This window comes from Sphingobium sp. YBL2 (assembly GCF_000943805.1).
GTDB lineage: Bacteria > Pseudomonadota > Alphaproteobacteria > Sphingomonadales > Sphingomonadaceae > Sphingobium > Sphingobium fuliginis.
The window spans coordinates 4,649,780-4,668,743 of the sequence record NZ_CP010954.1 but is presented as its reverse complement, the minus strand read 5'-3'; the positions used below and the strand labels follow the sequence as shown (position 1 = coordinate 4,668,743).

Genomic DNA, 18,964 nt, shown 5'->3' with positions numbered 1-18,964 from the left:
TTTATCACCCATGCCGATATTCCACATTCACCTGTTCAACGACGACAATGTGATCGACGAAGCCGGTCAGCAATTTGCTGACGTGGCGGAGGCGCGGGCCGAAGCGATCCGCAGCGGGCGCGAAATCATCGCGGAACATGTCATCCACGGCCGGCCTGTCAATCTCGATCATCATCTGGTCTTGCAGGACGATCAGGGCCGCAAGCTGGAAACGATCTATTTTCGCGATGTCGTGACGTTCGGTGGCTGACCTGCGGCGATCCTGCAGGCCGCCCCCCTCGCGCATCATCGCCCTGCGGCCATTGCGCCCTCTTGTGGGGAGCGTCGGCTGATGCCGCATCCTGCCCTGCAATATTTCCTGAACCGGCTTCTGATCCGTTCCCCGCTGACGGAGGAGGAACGGCAGGCGATCCTGTCCATGCGCTTCCATTTGGCGCAGGTGTCGCCCAATGTCGACATCGTCCCTCCCGGTCATCTGGTGACCTATTCCTGCCTGGTGGCGGAAGGCCTTGCGGGGCGGTTCGGGCAGTTGCCCAACGGCATGCGGCAGATCACGGCGATGTATATTCCCGGCGACATGTGCGACCTGCATTCCGCCATGCTGCCGCGCGTGGAATGGGCGGTTCAGGCCCTTTCCGCGCCGCTGACCTACCTGAAGATCCCGCATGAGGAACTGCTGCGGGTCTCGCGCGCCCATCCGCGCGTGGCGGAGGCCTTCTGGCGCGACTGCGTGGTCGACGCTTCCATCATCGCCCAATGGGTGGTCAGCCTTGGCAGGCGGGATGCGGCGGCGCGCACCGCGCATCTGCTGTGCGAAATGGCGTTGCGGCTGGAATGCGCGGGCCAGGGTTCGCGCACGGCCTTCGAATTCAAGGCGACGCAGGCGCATATTGCCGACGCGCTCGGCATCACGCCGGTGCACATGAACCGCGTCGTTCGCTGGCTGAGGCAGCAGGGTGTCCTGTCCTGGACCGGGCGGACCATCCGCGTGCTGGACTGGGACGGCCTCGTCCGCATCGCGAGCTTCGACGGCGGCTATCTGGAAATGCGTCGGGAATAGGCTCATAGCAGCCAGCTCGCCGCCAGCGACAGGGCGCAGAGGAAGGTGACGCCGGTCGTCGTCCAGCCCAGCAGGTTAGTCCAGCGGCCATTGGTGCGCGCGCCGACCACGGCCGGGCGGTTGGTGAGCAGCATCATGAGCAGCAGCAGCGGCGGCACGGAAAAGCCCTGGACGATGCCCGACCAGACCAGCGCCTTCATGGGGTTGAAGCCCAGGAAGTTCATCGCCGCCGCCAGCGCCGTCACCGCCGCGATGATGGCATAGAACAGCCTGTTGTCCTGCGGCGCGTCATGCAGGCTGCCCGCGCGGCCCAGCCCCTGCACCACGTCATAGGCCGCGCCCGTGGTCATCACCGGCACCGCCAGGAAGCCCACCCCGACCACGCCGGCCGCGAACAGGAATTTCGCGGCCTGACCGGCGATGGGTTCCAGCGCGGCGGCGGCGTCGGCGGCGGTCTCGATCTCCGTCCGTCCGGCGGCGTGCAGGGTGATCCCGGTCGCGAGCAGGATGAAATAGAGGATGAGGTTGGAAAAGATCATGCCGGTCAGCACGTCGCGGCTCGTCCGCTTCATCTCCGACGCGGTCGCGCCCTTGCGCTGCCAGAGCCGGCGGCGGCCCAGGGCGATCTGCTCCTCCACCTCCTGATTGGATTGCCAGGTATAGATATAGGCGGAAAGCGAGGTGCCTATGCAGGCGACGATCAGCGACAGCGATTGCGCATCGATCCTGAGCGCGGGGATGAAGGTGGCGCGCAGCACCGCGATGGGATCGGGGCGGGCCATGACCGCCGCCGCCACATAGGCGAAGAGGATGAGCGCCAGCCAGCGGAACACGCGCCGGATGAGCATGTAGGAACCGAAATATTGCAGGGCGAAGATGATCGCAGCCGCGCCCACCACGATCAGCGGCACCGGGATCGGCACCAGCAGGTTGAGCGCCGCGCCGATGCCGCCCAGGTCCGCCGCCGCCTCTATGATGTTGCCGGCGAAGGCGAGCGTCACCAGCGGCAGCAGCAGCCAGCGCGGGAACTGATCGCGGATGCAGGCGAACAGGCCCTTGCCATAGACCTGCCCGATCTTCGCGGACAGATAGACGACGACATACATCATCGGCAGCAGGACCGGCGCGATCCACAGGAAGGCAAGGCCGTAGCGCGCGCCCGCGCTGGCATAGGTGCCGATCGCGGAAGGATCGTCGTCTGCGGCGCCCGTCACGATGCCGGCGGCGAGCATCTTCATGACGCCCCGGCGCGGCCTGTCCACCGGCCTGCGGGTTTTCAGCGGTTCACGGGATTGGGTAGTCAATTTCCACCTCGAACGGGCAAAGCCGTGGTTCAACACGGCAGGCATGGCGGGAGGTGCATGGCCGTTAACCCATGATAGCGGGCCGGTTTCCCGTACACGCCGATGCCGGAATTTCGATCACATAGGTTAGCGGATCGTCCGGGTCGCGCCGGCGGTCCGGAACGCGCTCCACCGGGCGGGAATTGGGGCAGGCATGGCGGATCACATGGCAGATTGGGCGGCTGCGATGCGCGCGGGGGACCATGCCGCCGCCTGGGCGATTTCGGATCGGGAACTCCAGCGGCGCGATCCCGCCCGCCGGGACGATCCGACGCTGCCCTATCATCAGCGCTGGGTATGGGACGGGCGGCCTTATGAAGGCAGGCATTGTCTGGTGCGCTGCTATCATGGCCTGGGCGACAGCATCCAGTTCGCGCGCTTCCTGCCGATGCTGGCGGCGCGCACGGCCTCGCTGACGGTGGAGATGCAGCCGCGGCTGATCGACCTCATCGCCGGACCGGGCGGAGGCATCCGCTTCGTCCCCTTTATCGACGCCCATCCGCTGCCGCAGTCGGAATGCGATCTGGAGATCACGGAACTGGACTTCGCTCTTCGGCTGACGCCCGCCGATGCGGCGATGCCCTATCTCGCGGCGGAAAGCGGCGTGCTGCCGCATGGTTGCGTCGGGCTTTGCCATGGCGCGGGACCGTGGGACCCCGCGCGGTCCATTCCGCCGCACCTGCTGGCGCCGATCTGCGCCATGGCGCCCTGCATCAGCCTGATGCCGGAGGCGACGACGCTGCCCGTGCTCAATCCGGACGGCTGCCCCTTCGACATGAAGGCGACGGCGGCCCTGATCGCCGCGACGGATCTGGTCATCACCGTCGACACGATGATCGCCCATCTGGCCGGCGCCATGGGCAAGCCGACCTGGCTGTTGCTGAAGTCCGATCCCGACTGGCGCTGGCCGGTCGGCGCGCGCGGCACGCCCTGGTATCCGTCGATGCGGATCTATGCCCAGCCCAGCGCCGGCGACTGGGAAACGCCATTGGCCGAACTGGCGCGCGACCTTGCCGCCTGTCCGGCGCTCGCAGCGGAAAGGTAGCTGAACATGGGATATATGCCGACCCCTTCCGTGCCGGTGTCCTGGGGGGAGCTGCTGGACAAGATGACGATCCTGCAGATCAAGCAGGAGCGGATCGCCACGCCCGCCGCGCGGGACAATGTGGGCAGGGAATATCGGTTGCTGAGCGCCATTGGCGAACAGGCCCTGCGCGACGGAGCCGTGGGCGGTTTGGTCGAAAGCCTGAAGCGGGTGAACGAGGCGCTGTGGGAAATCGAGGACGCGATCCGGGGGGAAGAGGCGGCAGCGCGGTTCGGCGCGTCCTTCATCGACCTTGCCCGGTCGGTCTACCGGATGAACGACCGGCGCGCCGCGATCAAGCGGGAGATCAACCGCCTGCTGGATTCCGAACTGGTGGAGGAAAAAAGCTATGCCGCCTGCGCAGCGGACTGAGATGCGGCGGCTGGGCGTCCTGACATTCCACCGTTGCATCAACTACGGTTCCTATTGGCAGGCGCGCTGTCTGGTCGAAGGGTTGCGGCGCATGGGTGTCGAGGCCGAATTGCTGGACCATGAGTCGCCGCGCGTCACCCGGGCGGAGCTTCGCTGCGCGCTCAGTCCCACCCTGCCGCAGCGGACGCCGCGCAGCGATTTTCCGGCCTATGCCCGCAAGACCCGGAAATTTCGCGAGGCGTTCGAGCGGTTGCCGCTGTCGCGCCGCTTTCCCATCGACCGGCCGGAAGAGATGGGCGATTATGACGCCGTCATCGTCGGCAGCGACGAGGTGTGGAACCTGCGCCACCCCTGGTATGGCGGATGTTCGGCCTTTTACGGAAAGGGGGTTCGCGGGACGCTGATCTCCTATGCAGCCAGTTTCGGCAATCAGAACGCGTCGGAAGGACTGTCCGACCATTGGGCAAGCCAGATCGGCAACTTCGCCTCCATTTCCGTGCGCGACCAGAACAGCCGCCGGATGATCAGAACCGCGCTGGGTCATGACCCCGACATCGTGCTGGACCCTTGCCTGCAATTTCCCGGACCGGCGGCGCGCAGGGGCGCGTCCGGCGAAGGCTATGTGGCGCTTTACGGTCATAATTTCCCGGAGTGGTTCTGTCTTTCCGTCCGCAACTGGGCAAGGGCGCGCGGGCTCCCGATCCGCAGCATAGGCTATCGCAACGACTGGGCGGACGAGCAATGGCTGGAGGCCGGACCGCTGGAATTCGCCGAGCTGATGGCGGGCGCCGACGCCGTGGTCACCAATTTCTTCCATGGCTGCGTCTTCGCCCTGCTGAATGGGCGTCCTTTCGTCACGGCGCCCTCCGCCTACCGCATGAACAAGGTGCGCGACCTCCTCTGGGAGCTGGGCGCGGAAGGGCATATGATCCTGCCGGAGGATGATGATCGGGTCGTCGCCCGGAGCCTCGACGAACCGCCGGCATCGGCCGTGCAGCAGCGCATCGATCAATTGCGGGCGCAGTCGGGCGATTTCCTGCGGCGGGCGCTGGCGATGCCGTCATGAGCGCGGCGGCGGTCAGCCCCCGCGACATGGTTTCGTCGGGCCTCTGCATCGGCTGCGGCGGCTGCGTCGCGCAGGCCCGGTCCGAGCAGGCCCGGCTGGAGTGGAACAGGGACGGCCAGCGAAACCCGGCCGGCGATCCGGATTGGTACCGGCGGCGGAGCGAGGGCTTTTCGGCATGCTGTCCTTTTTCCCCGCACGCCATGAATGAGGATGAGATCGCCGGACAGCGCTTTCCGGCAGCGGCGGCGCGGGACGATTATATCGGCCGGTTCGACGCCGCCTATGTCGGCCACGCCGCCGAAGCCGGCTATCGCGAAAGGGGCAGTTCGGGCGGCATGGTAAGCTGGGTCGCGGGTGAACTGTTGCGCCGGGGGATGGTGGATGGCGTGGCGCATGTGACGCGGGCCGATCCCGCGACCGAGGGGCGTCTGTTCCGCTATCGCATAGCGCGCGATCTTCCTGCTTTGTGGGAGGGCGCGCAGTCGCGCTATTATCCCGTCGACATGGCCGAGGTGCTGCGCGAGATCCGGGAGGTGCCGGGCCGTTATGCCGTCGTCGGCATTCCCTGTTTCATCAAGGCGGTGCATCTCGCCCGCGCCGCCGATCCGCTGCTGCGGGAACGTATTGTCTTCACGCTGGGCCTGGTGTGCGGGCATATGAAAAGCCGCCATATGGCGTCCAGCTTCGCTCGGCAGATGGGTTTCGATCCCGCCGCTGTCCGGGAGATCGACTATCGCGTCAAGGACCCGGAGCGGCCGGCCAACTGGTACAGGGCGCGGCTGACCGATCGTGCCGGCGAACAGCGTATGCGGGATTGGTGGCATCTGGTGGATGGTGACTGGGGGTCGGGATTCTTCCAGAACAGCGCCTGCGACTTTTGCGACGATGTGGTGGCGGAGACCGCCGACATCGCCTTTGGCGATGCCTGGGTGGAACCCTATTCCTCGGACGGGCGCGGCACCAATGTCGTGGTGGTGCGGTCGCCCGCGCTGCACGCGATGCTGCGCGAACGCATCGATGCGGGAAGGCTGGCCTTGCAACCCGTCGATGCCGGTTTCGTGCGGGAAACGCAGGCGGCGGGCTTTCGCCAGCGGCGGGAAGGACTGGCCTATCGGCTTTGCTGGCGCAAGGCGGGCGTCCGGCCGCGCAAGCGCGTGCGGCCGGGCAGCGCGGGCCTGCCGTGGCGGCGCAGGATGATCTATCGGCTGCGCCACGCGATCAGCAGGGGCAGCGGCAGGGTGTTCCGGCTGGCGGAGGCTCTGGGCAGGCCCGGCCTGTTCCTGCTCTGGGCGCGGGCCATGCTGAAGCTCTACCATGGCCTCGCTTATTCGCGCGGCTGGCTGGGGAAGCTGTTCGACCGTTTTGCGTGACCCTTGGCCGCAATGGTCAGGGGGCGCCTGCTGCGGGCTTACCCCTTGTCGCGTTCCACGAATTTGCTGAACCGGCTTTCCTTCCCGTCCTTCGTCTTGTCCTGATAGAGGAAGGCGAGATTGTTCTCATCGAAGATGCGGAAGAATTCATCCCACTCGATTTCGTCCAGCGCCTCATCCTTTTCGCGAAAGTCGATGCGCAGCAGGCCGCCGCCCTTGCCATTGTCTTCGGTCGCCTTGACGACTGCAGGGCGGCCGCCGCGATCCTCCACCCATTTGCGGATGGTGTCATGGTCGGTGGTCGTGTCCGATGTGCTCATGATGAAGTCCTTTCCTTATCCTGTCGCCGCGGCGTAGATGCCGTCCATGATGTCGGCCACATGCGCCAGTTCTTCGCATCCCGGATCGAAGCGAGGGGAGCGCGCCAGCTTTTCGGCCCATTCCGCCGCCATTCGGCCGCCCCATGGATCGCCGGGCTCCGACAGCGTCTCCCGCGCCGTGCCGCGGAACAGCTCTGCCCGGAAGTCGTAGAAGGAGCCGCCGATGTTGCGGAATGCGGCTCCCGCCCTGTCGCCGTAGAAATCGGCGGCGATCACCGCATCCTGCCCGGCGTGGAGGTTCCAGGAGCAGGCGATCCGGACCATGCGCCCGTCCGCCAGATGCAGCGTCGCCATGCCCAGATCCTCGACCTGCCGGCCGCGATCCTCCAGCGGGCGTCCTTTCGCGAAGAGGGCGGCATCTATCCGCTCCACCTCGGGGAAGTCGAGCACCCAGAGCGCCAGGTCGATCAGATGCACGCCAAGGTCCATCATGCAGCCGCCGCCCGACAGTGCGGGATCGTGGAACCATGGCTTGTCCGGGCCATAGGCATTGTGGAAGATGAGGTCGACGGCATGGACATGGCCCAGTTGGCCGGCGCGGACATGCTCCCGCAGGGCGCGCATTCCTGCGGTGCCGCGATAGGACAGGTCGACGCCCAGCAGCCGGTCGGCCGCGCGGGCGGCGTCGATCACGGCCCGGACCTCCGCCCCGGTGCGGCCCAGCGGCTTCTGGCAGAAGACCGGGACGCCCCGCTCCAGCGCGCGGATCGACTGTTCTGCGTGGAGTGCGCTGGGAGTGGCGATGACCATGCCGTCGAGCGGCTGTTCCAGCAGCGCGTCGAGCGAGTCCAGCCGCACCGCGTCGGGAGCGAGCAGCGCGGCCTCCGCGCCGTTGCCGGGCAGGGCGTCGGCAATGGCGACCGCCTCGATCCCGCCGGTCGCCAGCATGGCCTCCATCCGGTTGCGGCCGATCCAGCCCACGCCCAGAAAGCCGATGTGCGGGCGGGTGAGGAGGGTCGGTGCAGGGGCGATAGCGGCATTCATGGGACGATGATCGCCTTTACGAAACCGTCCGGCTTGTCGCGCGTGGCGTCCAGCGCCTCGCCCAGCCGGTCGAGCGGATAGCGGTGGGTGATGAGCGGCGCGGGATCGATGCGGCCGGAAGCGACCGCCGCCACCGCTTCCCTCATTCCCTCTGCATAGGCCGCGGGATCGCGCTCATGGGCGTTGACGACGTCGATGCCGCGCCAGTTCCACAGCCACATGTTCACCTGGCGCGGCCCGTCCTGATGATAGCCCGCGACGATCAGCTTGCCGCGCTCGGCGGTGAGTTCGCCCGCCAGGTCGAGCGGCCATTGCTTGCCCACCGCCTCTATCGTCCGTTCGCAGAAGCGTCCTTGGGTGAGCGCGCCGACCCGGTCGATGATCGCCTGATGATCGTCCATTGCGATCGTCTCCGCCGCGCCATGATCGCGGGCGAGGGCGAGCGAGGAGGGGCGCCGCGAAATGGCGACGACGCGGGCTCCCGCCTCCGTCGCGAGCCGGGTGAGCAGCGCCCCCAGAAAGCCGATGCCGATGATCGCGATGGTCTGGCCGGGATGGATGTCGGCGCGGCGGAAGATGTTGAACGCGCACCCCAGGGGCTCGCCGGGGAAGGGCAGCCCGTCCAGTTCGGACGGCAGCCGCACGATGGCGCTTTCGTCCGCGAGGTCATGGTCGGCATAGCTGGCATAGGAAAGCGCCGCCACGCGGTCCCCCACCGTTACGGAGGTCACGTCCTTCCCGATGGCATCGACAATGCCCCAGCCCTCATGGCCGAGCGCGCCCGGCTCCAGCGGGAAGCTTTGCCATTCCGGTCCCGCCCAGGGGGTGAGGTTGGAGGCGCAGACGCCGCATCCCTCCAGCCTGATGCGGACCTGACCGGGGCCGGGCCGCGGCATCGGAACCCGGTCGATCCGCACCGCGCCGGGGCCGGTGACAACCGCCGCGCGCATGGTCGCCGCCTTTTCGGCCGGTTCGCGCTCCGCCATCAGCAATGCGCTCATTCCGCCGCCAGCGCGATCGCGCCCTCCCCACGGATAAAGGCCTCCAGCGCTTCATGCGCCCGGTCATCCGTCATCTGCATCGGCGGATGCTTGCAGAAATAGGCGGCCGCCGGATGGATGGGGCCGCCCAGACCGCGATCCAGCGCGATCTTGGCGCAACGGATCATGTCGATGGCGACGCCCGCCGAATTGGGGCTGTCCTCCACCGACAGGCGCAGTTCCAGGTTCATCGGCACGCCGCCGAAGAGTTGGCCTTCCATGCGCAGGAAACAGACCTTGTTGTCATTCTGCCAGGCGACATAATCGGACGGGCCGATATGGATATTCTCATCCTCCAGCCGGGTTTCCGCGACCGACTGCACGGCTTCGGTCTTCGAAATCTTCTTCGACTTCAGCCGCGAACGGTTCGACATATTGAGGAAATCGGTATTGCCGCCGGTGTTGAGCTGGTAGGTGCGGTCCAGCTTCACGCCCCGCTTGGCGAACAGGTCGGTGAGAACCCGATGGACGATGGTCGCGCCCAGTTGCGCCTTGATGTCGTCCCCGATGATCGGCACGCCTGCCCGCTCGAACCGGTCCGCCCATGCGGGGTCGCTGGCGATGAAGACCGGAATGTTGTTGACGAAGGCAACGCCCGCCTCCAGCGCGCATTGCGCGTAGAATTCCGTCGCCTGCTGCGATCCCACGGGCAGATAGTTGAGCAGCACGTCCACCTTCGCCTCGCGCAGCCGTTCGATCACCTGCGCGCGGTCGGGTTCCGCGGCGTCGGCAGGCAGGAAGGTGCGCTCGTCGGGATGGTCCGCCATATGATCGGCGCAGCCGTCGAGCAGGCGGCCCATCTCCACCTTCACCCCGCTTGGGCGGACGTCGCCGCAGAAGGTCTGGGTGCAATTGGGCCGGGCGAAGATCGCTTCGGCAATGTCGCGGCCGACCTTCCGCCGGTCGATGTCCCAGGCCGCCGCCAGTCGGATGTCGCAGGGGCGATAGCCGCCTAGTTCCCAATGCATCAGGCCGCTATGGTCGTTGCTCTCGGCGCGATAGTGGGACAGGCCCTGCACCAGCGAACTGGCGCAATTGCCGACGCCGACGATGCCGATGTTGATAGGTTGCATGATGCGTCTCCGTCAGGCGGTGCGGGCGACCGGCAGGGCGGCCGATGCCGGCGCGTAGCGGTCGATCATCCAGGCGCAGAAATCCGCGAAGGCCTGCGGATCGTGGACCGCGCTGCTGTGATGGGGGGCGATGCCCAGATGTTCGGGCGTGAAGCAGAAGGTGACGGTGACGTCGAAATCGCTGAGCGCCTCCATCTGCCGGTCGAACCAGTCGACCGCATTGGGGCGGAAGCTGTCGGCCCAGCTCAGGCCGGTGCGCAACTGCCTGACGCCCAGCCGCTTCATCCAGTCGACGGCATCGTTCAGGCGCGGGTCCTCGAAATGAAACCATTGCATCAGCCCCATCTCGCCAGCGACCCTGGCATAGTCGTCCAGTGCGGGCTTGGGCGTGCCGTCGGCGCGGATCAGCCCCATGTAGAAATGGCGGTAATAGCTCGATCCTTCCGCTTCCCGATGGCGCGTGGTCGCGCCCCATTCCTGCGGCAGGTCGTAGAGGCTGTACCAATAGATGCGCGGCACCCGCCCGATCAGCAGTTCGGCGGTGCGGTTGAGGCCGAAGACCTGCACTTCCTCCGCGCCGAAGGAGCCGACGCCGACTTCCGTCACCCAGACCGGCTTGTCGGGCACCACCGCCTCGATCTCCGCGATCCGGGCGGGCCAGTCATTGAGCGGCCAGAGGTTCCAGTCGAGCGGGAAGCCGTGCACCGCCACGACATCCACCGCGTCCAGCGCGCCATGGTCGCGCATCCGGTTCACCCAATGCGGATCGATGGGCGACATGCCGCCCAGCACGCGGGTCACGGCGGGATTGGCGTCGGCGATGGCGGCGCCCGCGCGGATAACCATGTCGGCATAGAGCGACCAGTCGGGGTCGACCTCCGGGTCCCAATGCGACTTGTTATTGGGTTCGTTCCAGATCATCGCGGCTTCGATCATGCGTCGGTTCCCTCCTCTGGCCCTTGGGCTGGATAGACGGCCGGCCTGCCCATCAGCTCCCCGAAGGGGATCGGGGCGGCGCGGCAGAGATAGACTTCCTCCTCCGGCTCGGCCTCTATGGTGAAGCCGGCGGCGCGCAGCAGCGCCTGTGCGCCGGCCTTGTTCGGGGCCCACCAGTTGGTCCAGTCATGCGCGAATTTCCGTTCGATGAAGTGCAGGCGGGGATAGGCCGGATTGTCGAAGAAGCCGGGCGGGCGGCTGGTGCCGGGGACGTGGAAGGGATGATCCTCCGGCACCAGCAGCACGTCGGACGAACCCTGCTGCATCGTCTGGAACAGCATCATGTCGCCCGCCACATGCTCGCGGATCAGGTCGAGCGCGAGCAGGGGGTGCCGCAGATGGTAGAGCACGCCCATGAAGATCACGAGGTCGAAGCGGCGACCGAGCTTTCCGACGTCATAGACGGACAGGTTGCGGAACTCGATGCCGTCATGGCCCAGCGCTTCGGCGGCGAAACGGGCCTGGGCCAGATACCGGTCGTCGGAATCGATGCCCAGGACTTCGGCTGCGCCCCGGCGTTTCATCTCGAGCGAATAGAAACCGGCGTTGCAGCCGATGTCGAGTACGGATTTTCCGGAAAGGTCTTCGGGAACGGCATCCGCAAAGCGCGCGAATTTGAAAGCCGGATAATCGCCCAGGAAATGATCCGGCGCGGTTTCCACGCCGCCGATGCGAAGATTGTGGAACCATGGGCCCAATTCTTCGATCTGGCGGCGCAATGCGTCGGTCTTGCGGTCTGCGGCGAGATTCACTGTCTTCATGCGGGTACCTCGTTCAATCGGGTCACGCTACCGCCGCCTGGTCCCAGCAGGATCGTGCTGATCGAACCGGGATCGACTTCGAACCTCAGCAGATTGTCGAGGCTGAGGCCGAGATAATGCGCGATCGTCCCGCGGATGATGTCGCAATGGGTGACGCAGAGGATGGTCGCGCCCGCCTTTTCCCGCGCGACTGTTTCCAGATGCCGGACGGTTCGGGCGACTGCGCCGCCCATCGTCTCTCCGCCCGGCGTCGCGCTGGTGGAGCGGTTGCGGTTCCAATCGCGCCAGCGCGGATCTTCCTCCAGTTCCGGAAAGGACTGTCCGTTCCAGGAACCGAAATCGACCTCGTCCAGATCGGGGACGATGGCGACCTCCAGCTCCAGGGACCGGGCAATGATGGAGGCGGTTTCCACCGTGCGCCGGCGCGGGCTGGCGTGGACGGCGTCTATGTCGTGCAGGCCGCGCCATGCCGCGACCCCGGCTGCCTGCATGCGGCCCCGCGCAGTGAGGGGCGACGCGCCCGCCCGCCCGCTCAGCAGGCGGCCATATTCGCCATGCATCCCATGACGGATCAGGTGAAAGCAGGTGCGGGGCGGTTCGCGAGAGGAGGACAGCATCAACATAGATGCTGCTTAACAGGATTAAGAGAAGGAAAGTTCCATAGACGTAATTCTCAAACAGGTAAATGGAAATATCATGAATAACCTGTGTTTTTGCCGTATAACATGAGTTATTTTCATGAGTTTATATTGAGTAGAGATTCAACGGTTTTCTGAAATATTTCCGGAACCTGACGGTAGAAGAAGATGTTCATGATCCCGTTGCCACGGTTGCGGGGAATATCACATCCTCGCGGCCAATCCTTGGCAAATCATCATCAATGAAGGGGAGCGGCCGTGGAAAAGATTCTTGTCACGGGTGGCGCCGGTTTTATTGGCCGGACGGTTTGCCGGGAGTTGCTGGAGCGCGGCCATGCCGTTCGCGTGCTGGACAGCATGATCGAGCAGGTTCATGGAGACATCGAGCGGCCGGCCGATCTCGATCCGGAGGTTGAGCTGATCCGCGCCGATGTGCGCAACGGCCATGCGGTGGATCGCGCCTTGCAAGGCGTCGACGCCGTCATCCACCTCGCCGCGGAAGTCGGCGTGGGCCAGTCCATGTATGAAGTGGAGCGCTATACCTCCGTCAACGACGTCGGCACCGCCGTCCTCTTCGAACGGCTGATCGACCGTCCGGTGCGGCGTGTGGTGACGGCCTCCTCGATGAGCATCTATGGCGAGGGGCTGTACCGCGACGAGGACGGCCGGATCGTCCAGGACGCGGAGCGCGGGTCGATCCGCGACAATCAGAAGGTTTGGGACCCAGTCGACCGGCAGGGCCGCCCGCTCACCCCCATCGCCACGCCGGAATGGAAGCAGCCCAATCTCGCCTCTATCTACGCGCTCAACAAATATGTGCAGGAACGCACGACCCACATCATGACCGCGCCCTATGGCATGGAGGGCGTCTGCCTGCGCCTGTTCAACGTCTATGGGCCGGGGCAGGCGCTGTCCAATCCCTATACCGGCGTGCTGGCGATCTTCGCGTCGCGCCTGCTGAACGGGCAGAAGCCGATGATCTTCGAGGATGGTGGGCAGCGGCGCGACTTCGTCCATGTCGGCGACGTGGCGCGCGCCTTTGCCGATGCGCTGGAACTGCCGCAGGCGGCGGGCGGCACCTTCAACATCGGCTCCGGGCAGGACCGCTCCGTCACGGAGGTGGCGCAATCGCTTGCACTGGCGATGGGCCGGAACGACGGGGAACCGGAAATCGTCGGCAAAGCGCGCACCGGCGACATCCGCCATTGCTTCTGCGACACCGGCAAGGCGGAAGAGGTGCTGGGCTTCAGGGCCCGGCAGGACTTCCAGCAGGGCCTTGCCGTGCTGGCCGAATGGGTGGCGCGGCAGACCGCCGACGACCGCGTCAATCAGGCGCGGGCGGAGCTGGAAGCGCGGGGGCTGGTCGCGTGAAGCGCGCCGACGGAAGGCCCGTGCTGGTCACGGGCGGCGCCGGCTTCATCGGCTGCAACATCGCCGACCGGCTGGCGGGGGAGGGCGAGCAGGTCGTCGTCTATGACTCGCTGGCCCGGCCCGGCGTCGAGCGCAACCTTGCCTGGCTGGAGCAGCGCCATGGCGCCGCGATCACGCCGGTCATCGCCGATGTGCGGGACGATGCGGCGGTGGACCGGGCGGTCGCCGGCGCGAAGGCGGTCTTCCACATGGCCGCGCAGGTCGCCGTCACCACCAGCTTCACCGATCCGCGCGCCGATTTCGAGGTGAACGCGCTCGGCACGCTCAACGTGCTGGAGGCTGCGCGCCGCTGCGCCACGCCGCCCCCGGTGATCTTCGCCTCCACCAACAAGGTCTATGGCGGGCTGGAGGACCTGGACTTCCCGTTGATCGACGGCGCCTATCAGCCGGCCTCGGAGCATCTGCGCGCCAACGGCATAGACGAAAGCCGCCCGCTCGATTTCCATACGCCCTATGGCTGCTCCAAGGGGGCGGCGGACCAATATGTGCTGGACTATGCCCGCAGCTTCGATCTGCCCGCCGCAGTGCTGCGCATGAGCTGCATCTACGGCCAGCGGCAGATGGGGACGGAGGATCAGGGCTGGGTCGCGCATTTCCTGATCAGCGCCCTGGAAGGACAGCCGATCACCCTTTATGGCGACGGCCATCAGGTGCGCGACATATTGGACGTGCAGGATGCGGTGGACGCCTATCTGGCGGTCTGGCGGCAGATCGGACGGGTGGGCGGCCGCGCCTTCAACCTGGGCGGCGGGCCGGACAATGCCGTCAGCCTGCGGCAGATCCTGGCCTTCATCGGCGTCCATCTGGGCAAGTCCATCGTACCCGACTTCGCGCCCTGGCGGGCGGGCGACCAGCGCTATTTCGTCGCGGACACCGCCTCGGCGCGCACGGCGCTGAACCTGAAGGCGCGCAAGCCCTGGCGGCAGGGCGTCGCCGACCTGGCCCGCTGGCTGGCGGAGGAACGGGCGGAGCGCGCCGGGCCCAGGCTGATGACCGCGAGCGCGCTGTGAGGGGCGGCGGGCATCTGCTGCTGTCCGCCGACGCGGTGGGCGGCGTCTGGCAATATTCGACAGACCTGATCCGCGCGCTCCAGCCCCATGGCTATGAGGTGACGCTGGCCGTCATGGGCCCTGCGCTGAGCGAGGCGCAGCGGGCGGAGGCGGCGGCCATAGCCAATTGCCATCTGGTGGAAACCGGCCTCGAACTCGAATGGCTGGCGGCGGAAGCGGCGCCCATCGTGCAGGCCGAGGCGCGGCTGGCGGAAATGGCGGGCGACCTTCGCGCCGACGCGGTGCAACTGCATACGCCGGCGCTGGCCAGTGCCGGCCGTTATCCCTGCCCGGTGATCGCGCTGCTGCACAGTTGCGTCGCGACCTGGTGGGAAGCGGTGCGCGGCGGTCCCATGCCGGAGGATTTCAACTGGCGCACCGCGCTGGTCGCGGCCGGCCTTCGGCAGGCGAGCCGCATCGTCGCGCCCAGCATGGCCTTTGCGCAGGCGGCGCGCCGCCATTATGGCGTGCTCCCCATGGCGGTCCATAATGGCCGGTTCTTTCCGGTGAAGCCGCAGGCGATGCAGGACCATGTGTTCACCGCCGGCCGTCTCTGGGACGAGGGCAAGAATGTCCGGGTGCTGGACGAGGCGGCCGCCCGCATCGCCGTGCCGTTCAGGGCCGCGGGGCCGCTTGAGGGGCCGCAGGGAGGGGCGATCGGTCTGCGTTCGCTGCTGCCGCTCGGCCCGCTCGACAGCATGGCGCTGGCCCGGCATCTGGCCAGCCGACCGGTCTTCGCCTCGGCGGCGCTTTACGAACCCTTCGGCCTTGCGGTGCTGGAGGCGGCGCTGGCGGGTTGCGCGCTGGTGTTGTCCGACATTCCGACTTTCCGGGAGCTATGGGATGGCGCCGCCATCTTCGTCGATCCTCGCGACGCGCGGGGCTTCGCCTGGGCGATAGAGGAATTGCTGGGCGACGGCGCCGCTCGCGGGGAAATGGGCCAGCGCGCCCAAGCACGGGCGGGCGCCTATACCCCCGCCGCCACGGCCGCGCACATGGCCGCCCATTATCGCGCCGTCCAGCGGAAGGTCGCCGCATGAAGATCCTCTATTTCACCCATTCGCTGCTGTCCTGCTGGAACCATGGCAATGCTCATTTCCTGCGCGGCGTGCTGCGCGAACTCGCCGCCATGGGCCATGACGTGCTGGCGCTGGAGCCGGAGGGCAATTGGAGCCTCGCCAACCTCCTGTCCGACCATGGGGAGGAGGGGCTCGCCGCCTATCGTCAGGCCTATCCCGAACTCCGTGCCCAAGGCTATGGCATGAAGGACGATCTGGTCGCGCTGGTCGACGGCGCGGACCTCGTCATCGTCCATGAATGGAACGAGCCTTCGCTGGTCGGGGCGCTCGGCCTGATCCGGGCGGGGCGGAGCGATTTCACGCTGCTGTTCCATGACACCCATCATCGCGCCGTGTCCGATCCCGACGCGATCCGGGCGTTCGACCTGTCGGGCTATGACGGCGTGCTGGCGTTCGGCGAGGCCCTGTCGGAGGTCTATCGAAGCTGGGGCTGGGGCGAGCGCGTCTGGACCTGGCATGAAGCCGCCGACATAAGGCATTTCCGCCCCCTGCCCGGTGAGAAGAGCGGCCTCGTCTGGATCGGCAACTGGGGCGATGGGGAGCGTACCGCCGAACTGGAGGATTACCTCTTCCGCCCCGCGCGGCAGGCGAAGCTTCCGCTCGACATCTATGGCGTGCGCTATCCGCAGGAGGCGCTGGCGACGCTGGAACGCTATGGCGTCGCCTATCATGGCTGGGCGCCCAATGCCGCCGCGCCGGCTATCTTCGCCCGCCACCTTGCCACCGTCCATGTGCCGCGCCGCTATTATACGCAGCTTCTGCCCGGCATTCCGACGATCCGGGTGTTCGAGGCGCTGGCCTGCGGCATTCCGTTGCTGTCCGCCCCTTGGGACGACAGCGAAGGGTTGTTCCGGCCCGGCGAGGATTTCCTCTTCGCCCGGACCGGCGACGAAATGAAGGGCCATATGCGCGCCATCAGCGAGGATGCGGACCTTCGCGCCAGCCTCGTCCGCAACGGATTGGAGACGATCCGCAGCCGCCATAGCTGCGCCCATCGCGCGCAGCAGCTGATGGACATCACGGCGTCGCTCGACGCGCAGCCGATCAGGAGCGTTGCATGAAGATCGCCTTTTACGGCTCCAGCCTGCTCTCCTCCTACTGGAACGGCGCGGCCACCTATTATCGCGGGATATTGGAGCAGCTTGCCCGGCATGGCCATCACATCGCATTCTATGAACCGGATGCCTTCGACCGGCAGCAGCACCGTGACATCGACCCGCCCGACTGGGCGCGGGTGGTGGTCTATCCCGCCACGCCGGACGCGCTGAAGGGCGTGATGGACGAGGCCGCCGATGCCGACGTCGTCGTAAAGGCCAGCGGCGTGGGCGTGTTCGACGACGAGCTGCTGGACGGGGTCATGCGCCGCGCCGGGCCCCATGCGCTGCGCATCTTCTGGGATGTGGACGCCGCCGCGACGCTGGACGAGATGCGCGCCGATCCGGACCATGCCGTGCGCCGCGCCTTGCCCGGACTCGACATGGTGCTGACCTATGGCGGCGGCGATCCGGTGGTGAACGCCTATCGCGGCTTCGGCGCGGTGGAGTGCGTTCCCGTCTACAATGCGCTCGATCCGCAGAGCCACCATCCCGTGCCGCCCGATCCGCGCTTCACCGCCGATCTCGCCTTCCTTGGCAACCGCCTGCCCGACCGGGAGGCGCGGGTGGAGGAATTCTTCCTGAAACCCGCGGCCCTGTCGCCCGGCCGCCAGTTCCTGATCGGCGGCAATGGCTGGGACAGCAAGGCGATGCCCGGCAATGTCCGCCATCGCGGTCATGTCTACACCGCCGAGCACAACGCCTTCAATTGCAGCCCGCTGGCCGTGCTGAACGTCGCCCGCGACAGCATGGCGCATATCGGCTTTTCCCCCGCGACCCGCGTGTTCGAGGCAGCGGGGGCAGGGGCCTGCCTGATCACCGATGCGTGGGAGGGGATAGAGATGTTCCTGACCCCGGACGAGGAGGTGCTGGTCGCCCGCGACGGGCAGGATGTGGCGGATCATCTGGCGGCGCTGACGCCGGATCGGGCGCGGGCGATCGGACAGGCGGCGCTTGCCCGTGTCCGGGCCGAACACAGCTATGAACTACGCGGGCGCCAGGTCGACGAAATCCTGCGCGACCGGTCGGGGCGGCGCGCCGCCAGGCACCATCAGATGGAGGGAGCATGAAACTCGTCGTCCTCGGACTCAGCCTGTCTTCATCCTGGGGCAATGGTCATGCCACGACCTTCCGCGCCCTGCTCTCCGCCTTCGCCGGGCGCGGGCATGAGATACTCTTCCTGGAGCGGGACGTGCCCTGGTATGCCAGCCAGCGCGACCTCATCGATCCCGCTTTCTGCCGGCTGGAATTCTACGACAGCGTGGAAGCGCTGGAAGATTGGCGGCAGGAGATCGAGACGGCGGACGCGGTCATGGTCGGCTCCTATGTGCCCGACGGCATCGCGGTCGGCCATTATGTGCAGCGCACGGCGCGCGGGGTCACCGCCTTCTACGACATCGATACGCCCGTCACGCTGGCGGCGCTGCGCGAAGGGCGGTGCGACTATCTGTCGGCGGAACTGATCGCGGGCTATGACTGCTATTGCTCCTTCACCGGCGGCCCGACGCTCGACCTGCTGGAGCGGCATTATCGTTCCCCCATGGCGCGGGCGCTCTATTGCTCGGTGGATGCGTCGGCCTATCGGCCGATGGACGTGCCGAAGAAATGGGATCTCTCCTATCTCGGCACCTACAGCCCGGATCGCCAGCCCACCTTGGAGAAGTTGCTGATCGAACCGGCGCGGCTGCTGCCTGACAGGCGTTTCGTCGTCGCCGGGCCGCAATATCCGGACGACATGGACTGGCCCGCCAATGTCGAGCGGATCGAGCATCTCGCCCCGCGCGACCACGCCGCTTTCTATTCCGCCTCGCGCTACACGCTGAACGTCACGCGCGCCGACATGATCGAGGCGGGCTGGTCCCCCTCCGTCCGGCTGTTCGAGGCGGCGGCCTGCGGCACGCCTATCATCTCCGATGTCTGGCCGGGGCTCAATGAGCTGCTGGAGCCCAATCGCGAAATCATCTTCGCCTGGAATCCGGAGCAGGTGATCGTCGCCCTCCATGAGGATCGCGCCGATGTGGGCGAGGCCGCCCGCCGCCGCATCCTGGACCGGCATATATCGGGCAGCCGCGCCGCCGAGCTGGAAAACTGGCTGCAAGAGGCCGCCCGGATGCGCACGCGGGACATGGCGGCGGCCGAATGAA

At 66.8% G+C, this 18,964-nt stretch carries 20 protein-coding genes; 12 read left to right on the top strand and 8 right to left on the bottom strand.

Annotation, left to right across the window (positions count from 1 at the left end):
- Positions 1-10: 10 nt before the first annotated feature.
- Both TZ53_RS21630 and TZ53_RS21625 read left to right on the top strand, forming a co-directional pair.
- Positions 11-250 (top strand): DUF6894 family protein, encoded by a 240-nt coding sequence (locus TZ53_RS21630; RefSeq protein WP_025550110.1) that lies wholly within the window; start codon positions 11-13, stop codon positions 248-250.
- Positions 251-331: 81 nt separating this feature from the next.
- Positions 332-1,060, top strand: a complete 729-nt coding sequence (locus tag TZ53_RS21625; protein WP_044662673.1) for a Crp/Fnr family transcriptional regulator — start codon at positions 332-334, stop codon at positions 1,058-1,060.
- Between the two features lie 2 nt (positions 1,061-1,062).
- Here TZ53_RS21625 and TZ53_RS21620 read toward each other — a convergent pair whose 3' ends face one another.
- The gene (locus tag TZ53_RS21620; protein ID WP_238320082.1) at positions 1,063-2,364 is read right to left on the bottom strand and encodes an NRAMP family divalent metal transporter; all 1,302 of its coding nucleotides are present in this window, start codon (positions 2,362-2,364) and stop codon (positions 1,063-1,065) included.
- 205 nt (positions 2,365-2,569) lie between these two features.
- Between TZ53_RS21620 and TZ53_RS21615 the strand changes: the two genes are divergently transcribed.
- Genes TZ53_RS21615 through TZ53_RS21600 form a run of 4 tightly spaced genes read left to right on the top strand, consistent with a single transcriptional unit; the run spans position 2,570 to position 6,295 of the window.
- On the top strand, positions 2,570-3,448 hold the full coding sequence (locus TZ53_RS21615) for a glycosyltransferase family 9 protein (RefSeq protein ID WP_229742416.1): 879 nt from the start codon (positions 2,570-2,572) through the stop codon (positions 3,446-3,448).
- 6 nt (positions 3,449-3,454) lie between these two features.
- Positions 3,455-3,859 (top strand): DUF6165 family protein, encoded by a 405-nt coding sequence (locus TZ53_RS21610; protein WP_238320081.1) that lies wholly within the window; start codon positions 3,455-3,457, stop codon positions 3,857-3,859.
- Complete coding sequence (locus tag TZ53_RS21605) at positions 3,837-4,925, top strand: polysaccharide pyruvyl transferase family protein (protein ID WP_044662670.1); 1,089 nt, start codon at positions 3,837-3,839, stop codon at positions 4,923-4,925. Before TZ53_RS21610 ends, TZ53_RS21605 begins: the two co-directional genes overlap by 23 nt.
- Positions 4,922-6,295 carry a Coenzyme F420 hydrogenase/dehydrogenase, beta subunit C-terminal domain gene (locus tag TZ53_RS21600; RefSeq protein WP_044662669.1) on the top strand — a complete coding sequence of 458 codons (1,374 nt, stop codon included), beginning with the start codon at positions 4,922-4,924 and terminating at the stop codon, positions 6,293-6,295. The genes TZ53_RS21605 and TZ53_RS21600 overlap by 4 nt, the downstream gene beginning before the upstream one ends.
- Before the next feature lie 38 nt (positions 6,296-6,333).
- Here the strand turns inward: TZ53_RS21600 and TZ53_RS21595 are convergent, their stop codons facing one another.
- Genes TZ53_RS21595 through TZ53_RS21565 form a run of 7 tightly spaced genes read right to left on the bottom strand, consistent with a single transcriptional unit; the run spans position 6,334 to position 12,152 of the window.
- The gene (locus TZ53_RS21595; protein WP_025550104.1) at positions 6,334-6,615 is read right to left on the bottom strand and encodes a hypothetical protein; all 282 of its coding nucleotides are present in this window, start codon (positions 6,613-6,615) and stop codon (positions 6,334-6,336) included.
- Between the two features lie 15 nt (positions 6,616-6,630).
- On the bottom strand, positions 6,631-7,659 hold the full coding sequence (locus tag TZ53_RS21590) for a Gfo/Idh/MocA family protein (protein WP_044662668.1): 1,029 nt from the start codon (positions 7,657-7,659) through the stop codon (positions 6,631-6,633).
- Entirely contained in the window at positions 7,656-8,660 is a 1,005-nt protein-coding gene (locus tag TZ53_RS21585; protein WP_083199121.1) for an MDR/zinc-dependent alcohol dehydrogenase-like family protein, read from the bottom strand. The genes TZ53_RS21590 and TZ53_RS21585 overlap by 4 nt, the downstream gene beginning before the upstream one ends.
- Positions 8,657-9,772, bottom strand: a complete 1,116-nt coding sequence (locus TZ53_RS21580) for an inositol-3-phosphate synthase (RefSeq protein ID WP_044662667.1) — start codon at positions 9,770-9,772, stop codon at positions 8,657-8,659. The genes TZ53_RS21585 and TZ53_RS21580 overlap by 4 nt, the downstream gene beginning before the upstream one ends.
- Positions 9,773-9,784: 12 nt before the next feature.
- A complete protein-coding gene (locus tag TZ53_RS21575; RefSeq protein ID WP_044662666.1) occupies positions 9,785-10,708 on the bottom strand; it encodes a glycosyl hydrolase in 924 nt (307 codons plus the stop codon).
- Positions 10,705-11,529: a TIGR04290 family methyltransferase gene (locus TZ53_RS21570; protein ID WP_044662665.1), complete on the bottom strand. Its 825-nt coding sequence runs from the start codon at positions 11,527-11,529 to the stop codon at positions 10,705-10,707. The genes TZ53_RS21575 and TZ53_RS21570 overlap by 4 nt, the downstream gene beginning before the upstream one ends.
- Entirely contained in the window at positions 11,526-12,152 is a 627-nt protein-coding gene (locus TZ53_RS21565) for a histidine phosphatase family protein (RefSeq protein WP_044662664.1), read from the bottom strand. The genes TZ53_RS21570 and TZ53_RS21565 overlap by 4 nt, the downstream gene beginning before the upstream one ends.
- A 273-nt stretch (positions 12,153-12,425) precedes the next feature.
- Between TZ53_RS21565 and TZ53_RS21560 the strand changes: the two genes are divergently transcribed.
- Genes TZ53_RS21560 through TZ53_RS21535 form a run of 6 tightly spaced genes read left to right on the top strand, consistent with a single transcriptional unit; the run spans position 12,426 to position 18,963 of the window.
- Positions 12,426-13,538, top strand: coding sequence for an NAD-dependent epimerase/dehydratase family protein (locus TZ53_RS21560; protein WP_025551718.1), 1,113 nt, complete (start codon positions 12,426-12,428; stop codon positions 13,536-13,538).
- A complete protein-coding gene (locus TZ53_RS21555) occupies positions 13,535-14,608 on the top strand; it encodes an SDR family NAD(P)-dependent oxidoreductase (protein ID WP_044662663.1) in 1,074 nt (357 codons plus the stop codon). Before TZ53_RS21560 ends, TZ53_RS21555 begins: the two co-directional genes overlap by 4 nt.
- A complete protein-coding gene (locus TZ53_RS21550) occupies positions 14,605-15,687 on the top strand; it encodes a glycosyltransferase family 4 protein (RefSeq protein ID WP_044662662.1) in 1,083 nt (360 codons plus the stop codon). The genes TZ53_RS21555 and TZ53_RS21550 overlap by 4 nt, the downstream gene beginning before the upstream one ends.
- Complete coding sequence (locus TZ53_RS21545; RefSeq protein ID WP_044662661.1) at positions 15,684-16,787, top strand: CgeB family protein; 1,104 nt, start codon at positions 15,684-15,686, stop codon at positions 16,785-16,787. The genes TZ53_RS21550 and TZ53_RS21545 overlap by 4 nt, the downstream gene beginning before the upstream one ends.
- Positions 16,784-17,890, top strand: coding sequence for a CgeB family protein (locus TZ53_RS21540; RefSeq protein ID WP_044662660.1), 1,107 nt, complete (start codon positions 16,784-16,786; stop codon positions 17,888-17,890). Before TZ53_RS21545 ends, TZ53_RS21540 begins: the two co-directional genes overlap by 4 nt.
- Positions 17,887-18,963: a CgeB family protein gene (locus TZ53_RS21535; protein WP_044662659.1), complete on the top strand. Its 1,077-nt coding sequence runs from the start codon at positions 17,887-17,889 to the stop codon at positions 18,961-18,963. The genes TZ53_RS21540 and TZ53_RS21535 overlap by 4 nt, the downstream gene beginning before the upstream one ends.
- Position 18,964 lies beyond the last annotated feature (1 nt).